Below are 16,740 nucleotides of genomic sequence, written 5' to 3'. Positions count from 1 at the left end.
GGATCGGGCCGCTCGAGGCGGCGGAGGACGCGGCGCGCGAGGCGCTGGAGGCGGCCGAGCGCGCGCTCGTCGAGATCGGCGAGCGCCTCGCCGCCGCCCCTGGCGAGGCCTCCGGCGACAACGACCCGGAGCTCGCCCGCGCGCTGGCGATCCTCTCCGAGGCGATCGCCCGCGACGACGTGCGCCGGCTCGAGGCGGAAGCGGCGCGCACCCCCTCCCCCGCCGACGACCGGCTCGTCGCCGACATCGCCGACGCCCGCCGCGCGGTGGTCGAGGCGGAGGCGCGGGTGCGGGAGGCGCGGGAGGCCCATGCGCGCGCGCGCTCCCTCGCCGCGGAGGCGCAGCGCGCGCTCGCGAGCTACGAGACGGCCGGCTACGACGAGCGCGCGGGGCGCTTCGAGAACGGCGCGATGATCGGCGCCGCGCTGGAGGGCCTGCTGCGCGGCGCGGGCGCGCGGCTTCTCGAGGAGGCGCTGCGCTCCGGCTACCGCGCACCGCCGCGGCGCCGCACCGTCGAGACGACCTGGGGCACGGGCGGCCCGAGCCGCTCGTCCGGGGGCATCTTCGGCGGATCGTCCGGCGGACGGCGCTCGGGCGGGTTCCGCACCGGCGGGTCCTTCGGTGGCGGGCGCCGGTCCGGCGGCGGCTTCCGGACCGGCGGGAAGTTCTGAATCCGCGCGCCCGTAGCGGTGTCGTGCGCGCGAGCGCGGCTCAGTAGGTCATCGTCGGCGGCAGCTCCTTCGCCTGCGCGATCCACCCGGCGACCTCCTTCGCGCTCGGCACCGAGCGCACGAGCTTCTTCTCCTCGTTCTTCTCGGCCATGGCCGCGGCGAGGTTCTCCGCGTTGCGCCGCGCGAGCTCCTTCACGGTGTCGACGCCGGCGGCCTCGAGCAGCTCCGACATCTGCCCGGCGACGCCCTTGATCCGGAAGAGGTCGCAATGGTTCGCCCACTTGAGGATCAGCTTGTCGCTGATGCCGGTCTCCTCGGCGAGCGCGGCGCGGCCCTTGCGGTCCTTCGCACGCTCGAGATACGCCGCCGTCGTCCTGATGCCGATCGCGCGCAGCTTCTCCGCATAGGCCGGCCCGATGCCCTCGACCTCCTCGATCCCGTCCGCCATGTCGTCCTCCCCCATCCTCACATAGGATAGGATTCAGGAGACCACAGGTCGCGTCGTCCGTCGAGAGGGTCGCGTGTCCGCCTAAAGAAGAAGCCGCCCCGAGGGGCGGCTTCCGAAGTCGTTGCGGCGTGCGCGGCGGCGGTCGTCCGCGGGCTCACTCGCCCGCGGACAGCTCGCTCATGCTGCCGCTCATGGCCCCGGTCGCCTCCGCCTTCTGCTGGAGGATGAGGTCGTCGCGATGGGTCGCGATGGCGCGGATCTGCGCCGCCAGCGCGCCCGTGCCGGCCGGGATGAGCGAGCCGACGATGACGTTCTCCTTGAGGCCCTCGAGCTCGTCCGTCTTGCCGTTGACCGCCGCCTCGGTGAGGACGCGGGTGGTCTCCTGGAAGGACGCCGCCGAGATGAAGGAGCGCGTCTGCAGGCTCGCCTTGGTGATGCCGAGGAGGACGGGCATGCCCACCGCCGGCTTGCGCCGCTCGGAGACGAGCTTCTCGTTGATCTCCGCGAACTCCATCCGGTCGACCTGCTCGCCGGCGATCAGCTCCGAATCGCCAGCGTCCGTGATCTCGATCTTCTGCAGCATCTGGCGAACGATCACCTCGATGTGCTTGTCGTTGATCGAGACGCCCTGCAGGCGGTAGACCTCCTGGATCTCGTTGACGAGATAGGCGGCGAGCTCCTCGACGCCCTTGATCGCCAGGATGTCGTGCGGCGCCGGGTTGCCGTCGACGATGAAGTCGCCGACCTCCACGACGTCGCCGTCCTGCAGGTGGATGTGCTTGCCCTTCGGGATCAGGTACTCGACCGCGTCCGAGCCGTCGTGCGGGGTGAGCGTCAGGCGGCGCTTGTTCTTGTAGTCGCGCCCGAACTGGATCGTGCCCGACTTCTCCGCGATGATCGCCGCATCCTTCGGACGACGCGCCTCGAACAGCTCCGCCACGCGCGGCAGGCCGCCCGTGATGTCGCGCGTCTTGGCGCTCTCGGTGGAGACGCGCGCGAGCACGTCGCCGGCCTTGATCCTCGAGCCCGGATCGGCGGCGATGATCGCCTCGACCGGGAGCAGCGAGCGGGCCTCGCCGCCGCGCGGCAGCTTGAGCACCTTGCCGTCCTCGCCGAGGATGGTGATCGCCGGCTTGAGGTCGGCCGTACGGGCCGCCCCGCGCCAGTCGATGACGACACGCTTGGCGATGCCGGTCGCCTCGTCCATCGTCTCGACGATCGAGCCGCCGTCGACCAGGTCCTCGTAGGCGACGATGCCGTCGACCTCGGCCAGGATCGGGCGGGAATAGGGGTCCCACTCCGCGATGCGCTGGCCGCGCTTGATGGCATCGCCCTCGTCGACGCGCAGGCGCGCGCCGTACTGGATGCGATGCACCGAGCGCTCGGTCCCGTCCGGCCCGACGATCACCACGGCGACGTTGCGGCCCATCGTGACGAGATCGCCGTCCGAGTTGCGCGCCACGTAGCGGTTGCGGATCGTCACCTTGCCCTCGAAGGCGCTCTCCACGAAGGACGTGTCGGCGATCTGCGCCGCGCCGCCGATGTGGAAGGTGCGCATCGTGAGCTGGGTGCCCGGCTCGCCGATCGACTGCGCCGCGATGACGCCGACCGCCTCGCCCTGGTTGACGGGCGTGCCGCGGGCGAGATCGCGCCCGTAGCAGGTGGCGCAGACGCCGTTCCTGGTCTCGCAGACCAGGACCGAGCGGATCTTCACCTCCTGCACGCCGGCGTCGTTGATGGCCGCGATGTGCCATTCCTCGATCATCGTGCCGGCGGGCACGATCACCTTGCCCTCGACGTCGGTCACGTCCTCCGCCGCGGTGCGGCCGAGGATGCGCGAGCCGAGCGTGGCCACGACCTGGCCCGCGTCGACGATGGCGCGCATGCCGATGCCCTTCGAGGTGCCGCAATCGACCTCGCGGATCACCGCGTCCTGCGCCACGTCGACCAGACGGCGGGTGAGGTAGCCCGAGTTCGCCGTCTTGAGCGCCGTGTCCGCGAGACCCTTGCGGGCGCCGTGGGTCGAGTTGAAGTACTCGAGGACGTCGAGACCCTCCTTGAAGTTGGAGATGATCGGCGTCTCGATGATCTCGCCCGACGGCTTGGCCATCAGGCCGCGCATGGCGGCGAGCTGCTTCATCTGCGCCGGCGAGCCGCGGGCGCCCGAGTGCGACATCATGTAGATCGAGTTGACCTGCAGGTCGCGCCCGTCCTGATCCTTCCGGACCGCGGAGATGCGCTGCATCATCTCGCCCGCCAGACGATCCGAGCACTTGGCCCAGGCGTCGACGACCTTGTTGTACTTCTCGCCCTGGGTGATCAGGCCGTCCTGGTACTGCTGCTCGTAATCCTTCACGAGCGTGCGCGTCTCCTCGACGATGTCCCACTTGTTCTCGGGGATGACCATGTCGTCCTTGCCGAACGAGATGCCCGCCTTGAACGCGTGGTAGAAGCCCATCGCCATGATCCGGTCGCAGAAGATCACCGTCTCCTTCTGCCCGCAATTGCGGTAGACCGTGTCGATCATGTTGGAGATTTCCTTCTTCGTCATGAGCTTGTTCACGACGTCGAAGGTGACGCGCGGGGACTTGGGCAGCAGCGTGCCCAGGATGGCCCGACCCGCGGTGGTGTCATACACCTGCGTGTAGGGCTGGCCCTGCTCGTCGTAGTTCGTGGCGCGGTACTTGACCTTGGTGTGGAGATTGATCGTCTTCTGGAAGAGCGCGTGGTCGATCTCCCCAAGGTCCGCGAACAGCGACCCCTCGCCCGGCTGCTTGTCCGCCAGGATCGAGAGGTAGTAGAGGCCGAGCACGATGTCCTGCGAGGGCACGATGATCGGCGCGCCGGAGGCGGGGTGCAGGATGTTGTTCGTCGACATCATCAGCACGCGCGCCTCGAGCTGGGCCTCCAGCGAGAGGGGCACGTGCACGGCCATCTGGTCGCCGTCGAAGTCGGCGTTGAACGCCGCGCAGACGAGCGGGTGCAGCTGGATCGCCTTGCCCTCGATCAGCACGGGCTCGAAGGCCTGGATGCCGAGGCGGTGCAGCGTCGGGGCGCGGTTGAGCAGCACCGGATGCTCGCGGATCACCTCGTCGAGGATGTCCCACACCTCGGGACGCTCCTTCTCGACGAGCTTCTTCGCCTGCTTCACGGTGGCCGAGTAGCCCTTCGCGTCGAGACGCGAGTAGATGAAGGGCTTGAACAGCTCGAGCGCCATCTTCTTGGGCAGGCCGCACTGGTGCAGCTTGAGCTCGGGACCCACGACGATCACCGAGCGACCCGAGTAGTCGACGCGCTTGCCGAGCAGGTTCTGGCGGAAGCGGCCCTGCTTGCCCTTGAGCATGTCGGCGAGCGACTTCAGCGGGCGCTTGTTGGCGCCCGTGATGACGCGCCCGCGCCGGCCGTTGTCGAACAGCGCGTCGACCGCCTCCTGCAGCATCCGCTTCTCGTTGCGGATGATGATGTCGGGCGCGCGCAGCTCGATCAGCCGCTTCAAGCGGTTGTTGCGGTTGATGACGCGGCGGTAGAGGTCGTTGAGGTCCGACGTCGCGAAGCGGCCGCCGTCCAGCGGGACGAGCGGGCGCAGGTCCGGCGGGATCACCGGCACGACCGTCATGATCATCCATTCCGGCCGGTTGCCCGACATCAGGAACGCCTCGATGATCTTCAGGCGCTTGAGCAGCTTCTTGGGCTTGAGCTCGGAGGTCGTGGTGGCGATCTCGTGACGGAGATCCACCGCGATCTTCTCGAGGTCGAGGTCCATCAGGATCTTGCGGATCGCCTCGGCGCCGATCAGCGCGGTGAACGAATCCTGGCCGTACTCGTCCTGCGCGCGGACGTACTCCTCCTCCGACAGGAGCTGGCGCTCCTTCAGGGGCGTGAGGCCCGGCTCGATGACGACGTAGGACTCGAAGTAGAGGATCCGCTCGAGATCCTTGAGCGTCATGTCGAGCAGGAGGCCGATGCGCGAGGGCAGCGACTTCAGGAACCAGATGTGGGCGACGGGCGCGGCGAGCTCGATGTGGCCCATGCGGTCGCGCCGCACGCGCGCGAGGGTGACCTCGACGCCGCACTTCTCGCAGATGACGCCCTTGTACTTCATGCGCTTGTACTTGCCGCACAAGCACTCGTAGTCCTTGATCGGTCCGAAGATGCGCGCGCAGAACAGGCCGTCACGCTCCGGCTTGAACGTACGGTAGTTGATCGTCTCGGGCTTCTTGATCTCGCCGTAGGACCAAGAGAGGATCTTTTCCGGGCTCGCGATCGAAATCTTGATCTGGTCGAACGACTGCGGCTGGGCCGCAGTGTTGAAAAGGTTCATGACCTCTTGATTCATCGCCGTCTCCTGGCAGGGCGAGGTGCGCCGTCACGCTCGCCGCGAAAATGCAGGCGCCGCGGGGTCGGGTCCCCGCGGCTGGTCTCTATCGACCGATCTCGATCACCGGGTCATTCCGCCGCCTCCGAGGGCGGCAGCTCGTTCGCGTTGGCCTTGGAGGAGGTAAGCTCCACGTTCAGGCCCAGCGAGCGCATCTCCTTCACGAGCACGTTGAAGCTCTCTGGAATGCCGGACTCGAACGTGTCGTCGCCGCGCACGATGGCCTCGTAGACCTTGGTGCGGCCGGCCACGTCGTCCGACTTGACCGTGAGCATCTCCTGGAGCGTGTACGCCGCGCCGTAGGCCTCGAGCGCCCACACCTCCATCTCGCCGAAGCGCTGGCCGCCGAACTGCGCCTTGCCGCCCAGCGGCTGCTGGGTGACGAGCGAGTAGGGACCGATCGAGCGCGCGTGGATCTTGTCGTCCACGAGGTGGTGGAGCTTGAGCATGTAGATGTAGCCCACCGTCACCGGGCGATCGAACGACTCGCCCGTGCGCCCGTCGTAGAGCGTGACCTGGCCCGAGCGGTTGAGCCCGGCCATCTCGAGCATCTCCTCGATGTCGCGCTCCTTGGCCCCGTCGAACACCGGCGTGGCCATCGGCACGCCGCGGCGCAGCGTCTCGCCCATCTCGGCGAGCGTGTCGTCGTCGTAGGCGTCGAGCGGATGGTTCGACCCGTAGATGCGCTCCATCGTGCCGCGCAGCTGCGCCCCGTCGTGCGCCTTGCGATAGGCGTCGACCGCCGCCGCGACCTGCTTGCCGAGGCCCGCCGCCGCCCAGCCCAGATGCGTCTCGAGGATCTGGCCGACGTTCATGCGCGAGGGCACGCCGAGCGGGTTCAGCACGATGTCGACCGAGGTCCCGTCCTCCAGGAACGGCATGTCCTCGACCGGGACGATCTTCGACACGACGCCCTTGTTGCCGTGACGGCCGGCCATCTTGTCGCCCGGCTGGATCTTGCGCTTCACCGCCACGAAGACCTTGACCATCTTCATGACGCCCGGAGGCAGCTCGTCACCGCGCTGCAGCTTCTCGACCTTGTCGAGGAAGCGCTGCTCGAGGCGCTTCTTCGACTCGTCGTACTGCTTCTGGATCGCCTCGAGCTCGGCCATGCGGGCGTCGTCCGCGACCGCGAAGGCCCACCACTGCGAGCGCGGATACTCGTCGAGCATCGCGCGGGTCAGCGTCGTGTCCTTGCGGAAGCCCTTCGGGCCGGCGATCGCCGTCTGGCCGGCGAGCAGCTCGCCCACGCGGGCGTAGGTGTTGCGATCGAGGATCGCCTGCTCGTCGTCACGGTCCTTGGCGAGACGCTCGATCTCCTCGCGCTCGATCGCCTGGGCGCGCTCGTCCTTGTCGACGCCGTGGCGGTTGAACACGCGCACCTCGACGATCGTGCCGGTGACGCCCGGCGGCACCCGAAGCGAGGTGTCGCGCACGTCCGAGGCCTTCTCGCCGAAGATGGCGCGAAGCAGCTTCTCCTCGGGCGTCATCGGGCTCTCGCCCTTCGGCGTGATCTTGCCGACCAGGATGTCGCCCGCGTTCACCTCGGCGCCGATGTAGACGATGCCGGCCTCGTCGAGGTTCTTGAGGGCCTCCTCCGAGACGTTCGGGATGTCGCGGGTGATCTCCTCGGGCCCGAGCTTGGTGTCGCGGGCCATCACCTCGAACTCCTCGATGTGGATCGAGGTGAAGACGTCGTCCTTCACGATCCGCTCGGAGAGGAGGATCGAGTCCTCGAAGTTGTAGCCGTTCCACGGCATGAACGCGACGAGGACGTTGCGGCCGAGCGCCAGCTCGCCGAGCTCGGTGGAGGGACCGTCGGCGATGATGTCGCCCTTGGCCACCACGTCGCCCACGCGCACCAGAGGCTTCTGCGTGATGCAGGTGTTCTGGTTCGAGCGCTGGAACTTCATCAGGCGGTAGATGTCGACGCCCGGCTTGCCGGGATCGGTCTCCTCGGTGGCGCGGATGACGATACGCGTCGCGTCCACCTGGTCGACCACGCCCGCACGCCGCGCGCCGATGGCGGCGCCGGAATCACGCGCGACGACCGCCTCCATGCCCGTGCCCACGAAGGGCGCGTCGGCGCGAACCAGCGGCACCGCCTGGCGCTGCATGTTCGAGCCCATCAGAGCGCGGTTGGCGTCGTCGTTCTCGAGGAACGGGATCAGCGCGGCGGCGACCGAGACCAGCTGGCGCGGCGAGACGTCCATCAGGTCGACGCGGTCCGGCGGCACCACGATCACCTCGCCCGCCTTGCGGCAGATCACGAGGTCCTCGGTGAGCTGGCCGGCCTCGTCGAGCGCGGCGTTCGCCTGCGCCACGTGGTACTTAGCCTCCTCCATGGCCGAGAGGTAGATCACCTCGCCGGTAACCTTGCCCTCGTGCACGCGGCGGAACGGCGTCTCGATGAAGCCGTACTTGTTCACCCGCGCGAAGGTGGCGAGCGAGTTGATCAGGCCGATGTTCGGCCCTTCCGGCGTCTCGATCGGGCAGATGCGGCCGTAGTGCGTCGGGTGCACGTCGCGCACCTCGAAGCCGGCGCGCTCGCGCGTCAGGCCGCCCGGGCCGAGCGCCGAGAGGCGGCGCTTGTGCGTGACCTCGGAGAGCGGGTTCGTCTGGTCCATGAACTGCGACAGCTGCGAGGACCCGAAGAACTCGCGCACGGCCGCGGCCGCGGGCTTGGCGTTGATCAGGTCCTGCGGCATCACCGTGTCGATGTCGACCGACGACATGCGCTCCTTGATCGAGCGCTCCATGCGCAGCAGGCCCAGGCGGTACTGATTCTCCATCAGCTCGCCCACCGAGCGGACGCGGCGGTTGCCCAGGTGGTCGATGTCGTCCACCTCGCCCTTGCCGTCGCGCAGGTCGACGAGCGCCTTCACCACCGCGAGGATGTCCTCGCGGCGCAGGGTGCGCTGCGTGTCGGGCGCATCGAGGTCGAGGCGCATGTTCATCTTCACGCGGCCGACCGCCGAGAGGTCGTAGCGCTCGGCGTCGAAGAACAGCGAGTGGAACATCGCCTCCGCGGTGTCGAGCGTCGGCGGCTCGCCGGGGCGCATCACGCGGTAGATGTCGAACAGCGCCTCCTCGCGGGCGGAGTTCTTGTCCACCGCGACCGTGTTGCGGATGTAGGGGCCGACGTTGACGTGGTCGATGTCGAGCACCGGGATCTCGGTGAAGCCGCCGTCGACGAGCGTCTTGAGCAGCTTCTCGCTGATCTCCTCGCCGGCCTCGGCGAAGATCGCGCCGTTCGTCGTGTCGACGAGGTCCTCGGCGACGTACTGGCCGACGAGATCCTCGTCGGTGGCGCGCAGCGCCGTGACGTTCTTGTCGGCCAGCTGACGGGCGACGCGCGCGGTGAGGCGCTTGCCCGCCTCGAGCACGACCTCCCCGGTGTCGGCGTCGATCAGGTCGACCGTGCCCTTGAAGCCCTTCATCCGCTCCGGGTCGAACGGCGCGCGCCAGCCGTCGGCGTCGCGCGTGTAGACCACGCGGTTGTAGAACGTGTCGAGGATCTCCTCGCTGTCGAGCCCGAGCGCGAACAGCAGCGACGAGACCGGGATCTTGCGCTTGCGGTCGATGCGCGCGTGGACGATGTCCTTGGCGTCGAACTCGATGTCGAGCCACGATCCACGATAGGGGATGATGCGCGCGGCGAAGAGGAGCTTTCCGCTCGCGTGCGTCTTGCCCTTGTCGTGGTCGAAGAACACGCCCGGCGAGCGGTGCATCTGCGAGACGATGACGCGCTCGGTGCCGTTGACGATGAAGGTGCCGTTGTCCGTCATGAGCGGCATGTCGCCCATGTAGACGTCCTGCTCCTTGATGTCCTTGACGGATTTCGCCTGCGTGTCGGGATCGACGTCGAACACGATCAGCCGCAGCGTCACCTTGAGCGGCGCGGCGAAGGTCATGCCGCGCTGGCGGCACTCGTCGACGTCGTACTTCGGGGGCTCGAACGTGTACTTCACGAACTCGAGCAGGGCCGTGCTCGAGAAGTCGGAGATCGGGAACACGGACTTGAAGACCGCCTGCAGGCCCTCGTCCGCCCGGCCGCCCTGCGGCTCGTCGACGATCAGGAACTGGTCGTAGGACGCCTTCTGAACCTCGATGAGGTTCGGCATGTCCGAGACTTCCTGGATCCGCCCGAAGGACTTGCGAATGCGCTTGCGGCCTAGCAGCGTGTTGGCCATGTCGACCTTGCTCCTCATGCACGGCTGACCGGGAGCCCCGCCTCGCGCCGTCGGGGGCGCGCGAGAGACGCGAAGGCGCCTTCGTAGGGGGCGCCGGGTCAGCCGTCCGCTGGTCCCGAGGGACCGTGGACGAAAGAACGAATGTGGAAAGGAGCCCGTCCCTTCCGCAACGCCGGGATGGATGTCTGCGACGATATGCGCCGCGTCCCCGTCCCGCACCATCCGCCGAGGCGCGTACGAATCGCCTCCTCACCGGACGGAAACGACGGCCCCGGGGATTCCCCCGGGACCGTCGGGATCAATCAGAAGCCGGTCGCCGTGTGGCGACCGGACCCGATCACTTGAGCTCGACCTTGGCGCCGGCCTTCTCGAGCTGCGCCTTGAGCTTGTCGGCCTCGTCCTTGGAGACGGCCTCCTTGACGGTCTTGGGCGCGCCCTCGACCAGGTCCTTGGCCTCCTTCAGGCCGAGGCCCGTGATCGCGCGGACCTCCTTGATGACCTCGATCTTCTTGTCGCCGGCCGAGGCCAGGACGACGTCGAACTCGGTCTTCTCCTCCTCGGCGGGGGCGGCGGCGCCACCACCGGCGGCGGGGCCGGCGACCGCGACGGCGGCAGCGGCGGAGACGCCCCACTTCTCCTCGAGCATCTTCGCGAGCTCGGCGGCCTCGAGAACGGTGAGCGACGACAGGTCGTCCACGAGCTTGGCGAGATCAGCCATTGTCTACTTCCTCAGGGATGGGTTCGAACGGATCGAATTGCGGTTTCGGACGGCGTCAAGCCGCTTCCTCGGACTTGGCATAGGCCCCGAAGACGCGCGCCAGCTTGGCTGCGGGCGCGGTCGTGAGCTGGGCGATCTTGGTCGCCGGGGCCTGGATCAGGCCGATCAGCGTACCGCGCAGCTCGTCGAGGGACGGCATCGTGGCGAGCGCCTTGACACCATCCGCGTTCAGGGCCGTGGCGCCCATCGCTCCGCCCAGGATGACCAGCTTGTCGTTGGTCTTGGCGAAGTCGACGGCCGCCTTCGGAGCCGCGACGGGATCGTCGGAGTACGCGAGCAGGGTCGGACCCTGCAGCAGCTCCGAGATCGACGCGACCTCCGTGCCTTCGAGAGCGATCTTGGCGATGCGGTTCTTCGTGACCTTCACGGTGGCGCCGGCCTGCTTCATCTGCGCGCGCAGCTTCTGCATGTCGGCGACCGAAAGTCCCGAATAGTGGGCCACGACGACGACGGACGTGCTCTTGAACACGTCGTTCAGCGTCCCGGCGAGCTCGCGCTTGGCTGCTCTGTCCACTGGGCTCTCTCCGGTTGACCGGAACCCTCGCGGGCCCGGCCGGTTGCGAATAGCCGCTCATCGTACCCGGACTCGCCGGGGCCGACGAACGGCGCTCTGGCTAAGCCCTGCCCCCCGTCGGCGAGACGCCTCAGGGATCGATGGTTCGAACCTTCTCGCCGCGGCGGCGACCCTGCCGGGCCGGCGTCGCGGAAAATCCGGTCGTCCCCGTCTATGCCGGCGCTCGGGAAACCGAGCTTCGAGCCCTCGTCGGGCACCTGCAGTCTCGGACAGGACGGGCCGACTGGACGCTGCGACGTCCCCGGAGGGACGTCTCGCGGCCGATCGGCCGTCTTACCGCCCGGTCTCCCGGGCGGAATACGCGCGACCCCGGCTCCGCACGATGCGGAACCGAAACGGTCTTCGGTGAACGCGGACCGCCTCCTTAACGCGTCGCGCCGCGGATGCCAAGGGGGTATCCCGACGAAAAGTCAAGCCGGTTTTTCGAGAACGGCCGCGCACGCGGCACGGCGCCTCGCAACACCCTCTCGCGACGCGAACGGCCGGGCGCGAGGCCCGGCCGCCGCGATGCGCGAGACGCGCAGCGAACCGGACGATCCGGCGGGATCAGCCCGTGCGGGATCAGCCCGTGACCGTCGAGACGTCGATCTTGAGGCCCGGCCCCATGGTCGACGTGATCGCGACGCCCTGGACGTAGGTGCCCTTGGCGCCCGCCGGCTTGGCCTTGATCACCGCGTCGGCGAAGGCCTTGACGTTCTCGGCGATCTTGCCCGCCTCGAACGAGAGCTTGCCGACGCCGCCGTGCACGATGCCCGCCTTCTCGACGCGGAACTCGACCGCGCCGCCCTTGGCCGCCTCGACAGCGCCCTTCACGTCCATGGTGACGGTGCCGACCTTCGGGTTCGGCATCAGGCCGCGCGGGCCGAGCACCTTGCCGAGACGACCGACGAGCGGCATCATGTCCGGCGTGGCGATGCAGCGATCGAAGTCGATCGTGCCGCCCTGGATCTGCTCGACGAGATCCTCCGCACCAACGATGTCGGCACCCGCCGCCTTCGCCTCGTCCTGCTTGGCGCCGCGCGCGAACACCGCGACGCGCACCGTGCGGCCCGAGCCGTTGGGCAGGTTGCAGACGCCGCGGACCATCTGGTCCGCGTGGCGCGGGTCGACGCCCAGGTTCATGGCGATCTCGACGGTCTCGTCGAACTTCACCTTGGAGCGCTCCTTGAGGAGCGCGATCGCCTCGTCGAGCCCGTAGAGCTTCACGGGATCGATGCCCTCGCGGGCGGAGCGGATACGCTTTCCAGCCTTGGCCATGTCGTCCTCCTCAGCCCACGACCTCGAGGCCCATCGAGCGGGCCGAGCCTGCGATCATGGCGGAGGCCGCCTCGACCGTATCGCAATTGAGATCGACCATCTTCTTCTCGGCGATCTCGCGGATCTGCTCGGCGGTGATCTTGCCCACCGTGCCACCCTTGCCGGGCGTGGTCGCGCCCTTCGGCACGCCCGAGGCCTTCTTGAGGAAGTACGACACCGGGGGCTGCTTCATCTCGAAGGTGAAGGAGCGGTCCTGATACGCGGTGATGATCACCGGGATCGGGGTGCCCTTCTCCATCTGCCCGGTCTTCGCGTTGAAGGCCTTGCAGAATTCCATGATGTTGAGGCCGCGCTGGCCGAGCGCGGGACCGATCGGCGGGGAGGGGTTGGCCGCCCCCGCCGGGACCTGGAGCTTGATGTAGCCCGTGATCTTCTTCGCCATGAGACTGCGTCCGTAGCGTCCGCCGCCGGCTGCCGGCCGGGAGCGGAGGGTTGCAGGGCGCGGTGCGGCCGTTCACTCCCGGATGGCGTCCGGGCAGGCCTCCCGCGCGACTTGCGCGCCGGCACGCGATGCGCGCCGGCACGATGCGACCGGGTCTCGAAGGGTGCCCCGAAGGGGTCAGACCTTCTCGACCTGGGCGTATTCCAGCTCGACCGGGGTGGCGCGGCCGAAGATCGACACGGCGACCTTGACCCGCGAGCGGCCCTCGTCGACTTCTTCGACGGTGCCGTTGAAGGAGGCGAAGGGCCCGTCCGCGACGCGCACCGTCTCGCCCACCTCGAAGGTGACCGTGGGCTTGGGGCGCTCGACGCCCTCGGCCACCTGCCCCTTGATCCGCTCGGCCTCGTGGTCGGGGATCGGCATGGGCTTGGCCTTGTCGGCGCCCAGGAAGCCCGTGACCTTCGGCGTGTTCTTGATGAGGTGGTAGACCTCGTCGGTCATCTCGCACTTCACCAGCACGTAGCCGGGGAAGAACTTGCGCTCGGCGTCGACCTTGCGGCCGCGGCGCACCTCGACGACCTTCTCGGTCGGCACCAGGACCTCGTCGAAGAGCTCCTCGAGCCCCCGCTGCTCGGCCTGGTCCTTGAGCGACTGCGCGACCTTGTTCTCGAAGTTCGAGTAGGCGTGCACGATGTACCAGCGCTTGGCCATGATCTCCCCTCCCCTCAGCCGCCGAGACCGAGCACGGCGCCGACGCCGAACCGCAGGATCTGGTCGACGATGAGGAAGAAGAGCGCCGCGAGCAGGACCATGACGAAGACCATGCCGGTCGTCACCATCGTCTCCTTGCGCGTCGGCCAGGTCACCTTGGACCCTTCCTGACGCACCTGCTGGAGGAACTCGAACGGTGTGGTCTTGCCCTTGGCCATCTCGATCGCTTCACGCCAAATCGCCCTGCCGCCGGCCGTCCGTTCGTCACGGTCGTCGGCGAGAGGGCTGGAGAAACCTGTCGGCTACCCGCGGCCGGCACGCTGCCCGGATTCGGCAGCGGCCTGCGCCGGAAGCCGTGTAATAGAGATGTGGGGAGGGGAAATCAAGGATGGATCGCGAAGCGCGGTGCGCGCACCTCATCCACCGCCGAGCCGCTCCAGCAGGGCCTGCGCGGCCGCGAGAAGCTCCGCGAAGTACGCCGCCCGCGGCGCATGCCCGCCATCGCGAAGGACGTCGCGCGCAGCCGCAATTTGCTCCACCGCGCGCTTTGCCATCGCGACGTCCTCGGTGCGCTCGGCAATGACCAGGAGCGCCGATCCTTGCCCACCAAACGACTCCGCCCAGTCGAGCGGCACCCCGTCGCGCGTCCGTTCCTCTAACGCCGCGCGGAAGGCGGCGACGGCCTCCCCCAGGCGCTCCGTACCAACCTCGCGCTCTCCCAGTAGCCGGAGCGCTACTCCGAGGTCGTTCTGGGTCAACGCCCAATCGAGAGGGACCCGCTCGCGCGTCCGTTCCTCCAACGCGCCGCGAAAAGCGGCGATCGCATCCTCAAAACGCGCCGTCCCCGCCTCGCGCTCGCCCAGCGCCGTCAGCGCACTTCCAAGATCGCTCTGCGTCGCTGCCCACTCGAGCGGCACCCGTTCGCGTGTCCGTTCCTCCGACGCTCCGCGAAAGGCGGCGATGGCCTGTTCAAGGCGAGCTGGCCGCGCCTCGCGCTCGCCCAACCTTCGGAGCGCGTTCCCCAGATTGTTCTGCGTCGCCGCCCAGTCGAGTGGTACCCGCTCGCGCGTCCGTTCCTCCAATGCCCGGCGGTAGGCGGCAACGGCATCCTCAAGGCGCGCCGTCCCCGACTGACGCCCACCCAGCGCTTGCAGCGCATTCCCAAGGTTGTTCTGCGTCGCCGCCCAGGCGAGCGGCACCCGGTCGCGCGTCCGTTCCTCCAAGGCTGCGCAGAGGACGGCAACGGCCTCATCGAGGCGCGCCGTCCCCGACTGACGCCGGCCCAGCGTCGCGAGCGCAGCACCGAGATTGTTCTGCGTCGTCGCCCAGTCGAGTGGTACCCGCTCGCGTATCCCTTCCTCCAACGCGGCGCGGTAGGCGGCAACGGCCTCCTCGATGCGTTGCGTCCCCGACTGACGCCCGCCCAGAATCTGCAGCGCATTGCCGAGGTTGTTTTGTGTCGCCGCCCAGGCGAGCGGCACGCGTTCGCGAGTGTGCTCCTCCAAGGTAGCGCGGTAGGCGGCAACGGCCTCCTCAAGGCGCCCCGTCTCAGACTGACGCCAGCCCAACGTCGCGAGCGCATTTCCGAGATTGTTGTGCGTCACCGCCCAGTCGTGTGGGCGCTCGGTTCGCGGGGCCAGCGGCAGCACGACCGTCCGCAAGAGGTCGATCGATCGCAGTAGTGCCTCTGTCCTTCCCTGTTCCGCGCCATAATCGTAGAGTGCCGTCGCGCGTCGCGTTTCGAGCGCCCACTTATCCTCGACGCTCGGCGCGATTTCGGCTGCGGCGGCGAAGTGCTCTGCGGCCTGGAGATAGTCGAAACGCTGGCGCGCGATCGCGCCGCGCTCGGCACGCGCTTCCGCCGCCGTGCGCAGTCTTGCATTAGCAGCTGCCAACGCCTGCTCAGCAAGAATGCGCGCAGGGCGCGCGGCCGCGAGTTCGGATTCCTCGACACGTGCGAGGAGTCCTTCTGCCTCGTCCAGGCGACCGTTCGCGACGGCCTCCCGGGCGGCACCGAGGAGACGCGCGGTTTCCGGATCTGACGTCTCTAGGGCACCGAGCCGCTCCAGCATTTCCACGTGGAGACGCGCCTGCTGCTCCAGTCGCGCGACGAGTTCGTCCTGGGGAACACCGGCCTCGCCGAGGATGCGCAGATAGGCCGCCAGCGCTTCCGCCTGTACGGCCGCACCCTCGGGCACCTGCGCCCTCAGCAGAATGAGTGCCTCCTCCCGTACCGCTGGGTCGGGCGAACTCAGGCCCGCGACGAGTGCCACGACTAGATCGTGCGGCATGCCGTTGATGATCGTGCTGTCCCGAACGTCACCGGTAATCGCGATGCCGCTGCCCTCTGCCGTGGCGCGGTCGCCGAATTGCGCCTCCGCACCGCCCGCGAGGATTGCCAGAGTAATGATGGCGAAGAGGCAGCGGGCGAGCATTATCGGTTTGTCCGGATATCGGAGTTGACAACGTCGCCACCGATCGCGAGGCCGCCGTCGGTCGCGGACACGGTCCTGCCACCGAGATTTGCTGCGAGTAGGACAATGCTGCCGATAATTGTAATGAGCGCGACAATTGCCCAACCGAACCGCTCCGAGCGCGAACGCACGCCACGCTCAGGACGTTCGGCGGAAGACTGTTTTCGACCCCAGAAATGCTCGATGGCATTCCAGACTCCCCCGAGGACGACGACGCCCGAGGCCAGGATGCCGAGGAACAAGCCGACCGCCTGCCACGTCTCCAGGTCTTTCACGAACGTCCAGACTCCCATCTCGGCTCCCGCGTTGCACCATGTCACGACGCTCGCGGAGATTATGTCTGGTTCCGTCCCACCTGTCACCCGCATCTGATTTGGATTATCGGGGACGATCGCTCGAGAGCCAGCGCTCGGGACGCCGGCGTTGCGCCGCCACCCTCGGCGCAAAGAAAAACGCGGCGCTCCGGGGAGGCCGCGTGGAAGAAACCGTCTGCGCCGTGGCAGGAGTGGAGGGACTCGAACCCCCAACCCCCGGTTTTGGAGACCGGTGCTCTGACCAGTTGAGCTACACTCCTACGGCGATTCCGGGAGCCTGTTTCCGGGCACCCGGCGTCGGGAGGCGATTGCTAGCGCATCGCCTCCCGGAAGACAATCGGCATCGAGGCCGGTCCCGCGCTTTTTCGCGCGGGAACGGAAACGTCAGTCCAGGACCGCCGCGACGACGCCGGCGCCGACGGTGCGGCCGCCTTCGCGGATGGCGAAGCGCAGCTTCTCCTCCATGGCGATCGGCACGATCAGCTCGACCTCCATCGCGACGT

13 protein-coding genes and 1 tRNA gene are annotated in these 16,740 nt (G+C 68.3%); 1 reads left to right on the top strand and 13 read right to left on the bottom strand.

Going from position 1 to position 16,740, the window contains the following annotated elements:
• On the top strand, positions 1–671 hold a 671-nt coding region (locus ACTZWW_RS21300; protein WP_444782974.1), incomplete at its 5' end, for a hypothetical protein.
• 40 nt (positions 672–711) lie between these two features.
• Here the strand turns inward: ACTZWW_RS21300 and ACTZWW_RS21295 are convergent.
• The 13 genes from ACTZWW_RS21295 to ACTZWW_RS21235 form a co-directional block, all read right to left on the bottom strand.
• The gene (locus tag ACTZWW_RS21295; protein WP_444782973.1) at positions 712–1,119 is read right to left on the bottom strand and encodes a DUF4332 domain-containing protein; all 408 of its coding nucleotides are present in this window, start codon (positions 1,117–1,119) and stop codon (positions 712–714) included.
• Between the two features lie 154 nt (positions 1,120–1,273).
• Positions 1,274–5,455, bottom strand: coding sequence for a DNA-directed RNA polymerase subunit beta' (gene rpoC / locus ACTZWW_RS21290; RefSeq protein WP_444782972.1), 4,182 nt, complete (start codon positions 5,453–5,455; stop codon positions 1,274–1,276).
• A 110-nt stretch (positions 5,456–5,565) separates the two neighbouring features.
• The gene (rpoB, locus tag ACTZWW_RS21285; protein ID WP_444782971.1) at positions 5,566–9,687 is read right to left on the bottom strand and encodes a DNA-directed RNA polymerase subunit beta; all 4,122 of its coding nucleotides are present in this window, start codon (positions 9,685–9,687) and stop codon (positions 5,566–5,568) included.
• Positions 9,688–10,024: 337 nt separating this feature from the next.
• Complete coding sequence (gene rplL, locus ACTZWW_RS21280; RefSeq protein ID WP_444782970.1) at positions 10,025–10,405, bottom strand: 50S ribosomal protein L7/L12; 381 nt, start codon at positions 10,403–10,405, stop codon at positions 10,025–10,027.
• 55 nt (positions 10,406–10,460) lie between these two features.
• Positions 10,461–10,979 carry a 50S ribosomal protein L10 gene (rplJ, locus tag ACTZWW_RS21275; RefSeq protein WP_372426275.1) on the bottom strand — a complete coding sequence of 173 codons (519 nt, stop codon included), beginning with the start codon at positions 10,977–10,979 and terminating at the stop codon, positions 10,461–10,463.
• A 621-nt stretch (positions 10,980–11,600) separates the two neighbouring features.
• Positions 11,601–12,296: a 50S ribosomal protein L1 gene (gene rplA / locus ACTZWW_RS21270; protein ID WP_444782969.1), complete on the bottom strand. Its 696-nt coding sequence runs from the start codon at positions 12,294–12,296 to the stop codon at positions 11,601–11,603.
• A 10-nt stretch (positions 12,297–12,306) separates the two neighbouring features.
• Positions 12,307–12,738: a 50S ribosomal protein L11 gene (gene rplK / locus ACTZWW_RS21265; RefSeq protein WP_444782968.1), complete on the bottom strand. Its 432-nt coding sequence runs from the start codon at positions 12,736–12,738 to the stop codon at positions 12,307–12,309.
• 177 nt (positions 12,739–12,915) lie between these two features.
• The gene (gene nusG / locus ACTZWW_RS21260; RefSeq protein WP_444782967.1) at positions 12,916–13,449 is read right to left on the bottom strand and encodes a transcription termination/antitermination protein NusG; all 534 of its coding nucleotides are present in this window, start codon (positions 13,447–13,449) and stop codon (positions 12,916–12,918) included.
• 14 nt (positions 13,450–13,463) lie between these two features.
• Complete coding sequence (gene secE, locus ACTZWW_RS21255; protein WP_444782966.1) at positions 13,464–13,667, bottom strand: preprotein translocase subunit SecE; 204 nt, start codon at positions 13,665–13,667, stop codon at positions 13,464–13,466.
• Between the two features lie 198 nt (positions 13,668–13,865).
• Positions 13,866–15,884, bottom strand: a complete 2,019-nt coding sequence (locus ACTZWW_RS21250) for a tetratricopeptide repeat protein (protein ID WP_444782965.1) — start codon at positions 15,882–15,884, stop codon at positions 13,866–13,868.
• Positions 15,884–16,216 carry a hypothetical protein gene (locus ACTZWW_RS21245; RefSeq protein WP_444782964.1) on the bottom strand — a complete coding sequence of 111 codons (333 nt, stop codon included), beginning with the start codon at positions 16,214–16,216 and terminating at the stop codon, positions 15,884–15,886. The genes ACTZWW_RS21250 and ACTZWW_RS21245 overlap by 1 nt, the downstream gene beginning before the upstream one ends.
• Positions 16,217–16,420: 204 nt before the next feature.
• A tRNA-Trp gene (locus ACTZWW_RS21240) sits at positions 16,421–16,497 on the bottom strand.
• 124 nt (positions 16,498–16,621) lie between these two features.
• A partial coding sequence (locus ACTZWW_RS21235; protein WP_458575411.1) for an EF-Tu C-terminal domain-related protein occupies positions 16,622–16,740 on the bottom strand: 119 nt, incomplete at its 5' end.

Origin of the sequence: Salinarimonas sp. NSM, from assembly GCF_052380005.1 — a bacterium.
GTDB lineage: Bacteria > Pseudomonadota > Alphaproteobacteria > Rhizobiales > Beijerinckiaceae > Salinarimonas.
The sequence above is the reverse complement of the archived record's forward strand: the minus strand, read 5'-3'. Positions and strand labels throughout refer to the sequence as shown.

Bases quoted from the DNA above. Each gene is read 5' to 3' on its own strand.
- ACTZWW_RS21295 (WP_444782973.1), bottom strand. From the start codon at position 1,119: ATGGCGGACGGGATCGAGGAGGTCGAGGGCATCGGGCCGGCCTATGCG.
- rpoC (WP_444782972.1), bottom strand. From the start codon at position 5,455: ATGAATCAAGAGGTCATGAACCTTTTCAACACTGCGGCCCAGCCGCAG.
- rpoB (WP_444782971.1), bottom strand. From the start codon at position 9,687: ATGGCCAACACGCTGCTAGGCCGCAAGCGCATTCGCAAGTCCTTCGGG.
- rplL (WP_444782970.1), bottom strand. From the start codon at position 10,405: ATGGCTGATCTCGCCAAGCTCGTGGACGACCTGTCGTCGCTCACCGTT.
- rplA (WP_444782969.1), bottom strand. From the start codon at position 12,296: ATGGCCAAGGCTGGAAAGCGTATCCGCTCCGCCCGCGAGGGCATCGAT.
- rplK (WP_444782968.1), bottom strand. From the start codon at position 12,738: ATGGCGAAGAAGATCACGGGCTACATCAAGCTCCAGGTCCCGGCGGGG.
- nusG (WP_444782967.1), bottom strand. From the start codon at position 13,449: ATGGCCAAGCGCTGGTACATCGTGCACGCCTACTCGAACTTCGAGAAC.
- secE (WP_444782966.1), bottom strand. From the start codon at position 13,667: ATGGCCAAGGGCAAGACCACACCGTTCGAGTTCCTCCAGCAGGTGCGT.
- ACTZWW_RS21250 (WP_444782965.1), bottom strand. From the start codon at position 15,884: ATGCTCGCCCGCTGCCTCTTCGCCATCATTACTCTGGCAATCCTCGCG.
- ACTZWW_RS21245 (WP_444782964.1), bottom strand. From the start codon at position 16,216: ATGGGAGTCTGGACGTTCGTGAAAGACCTGGAGACGTGGCAGGCGGTC.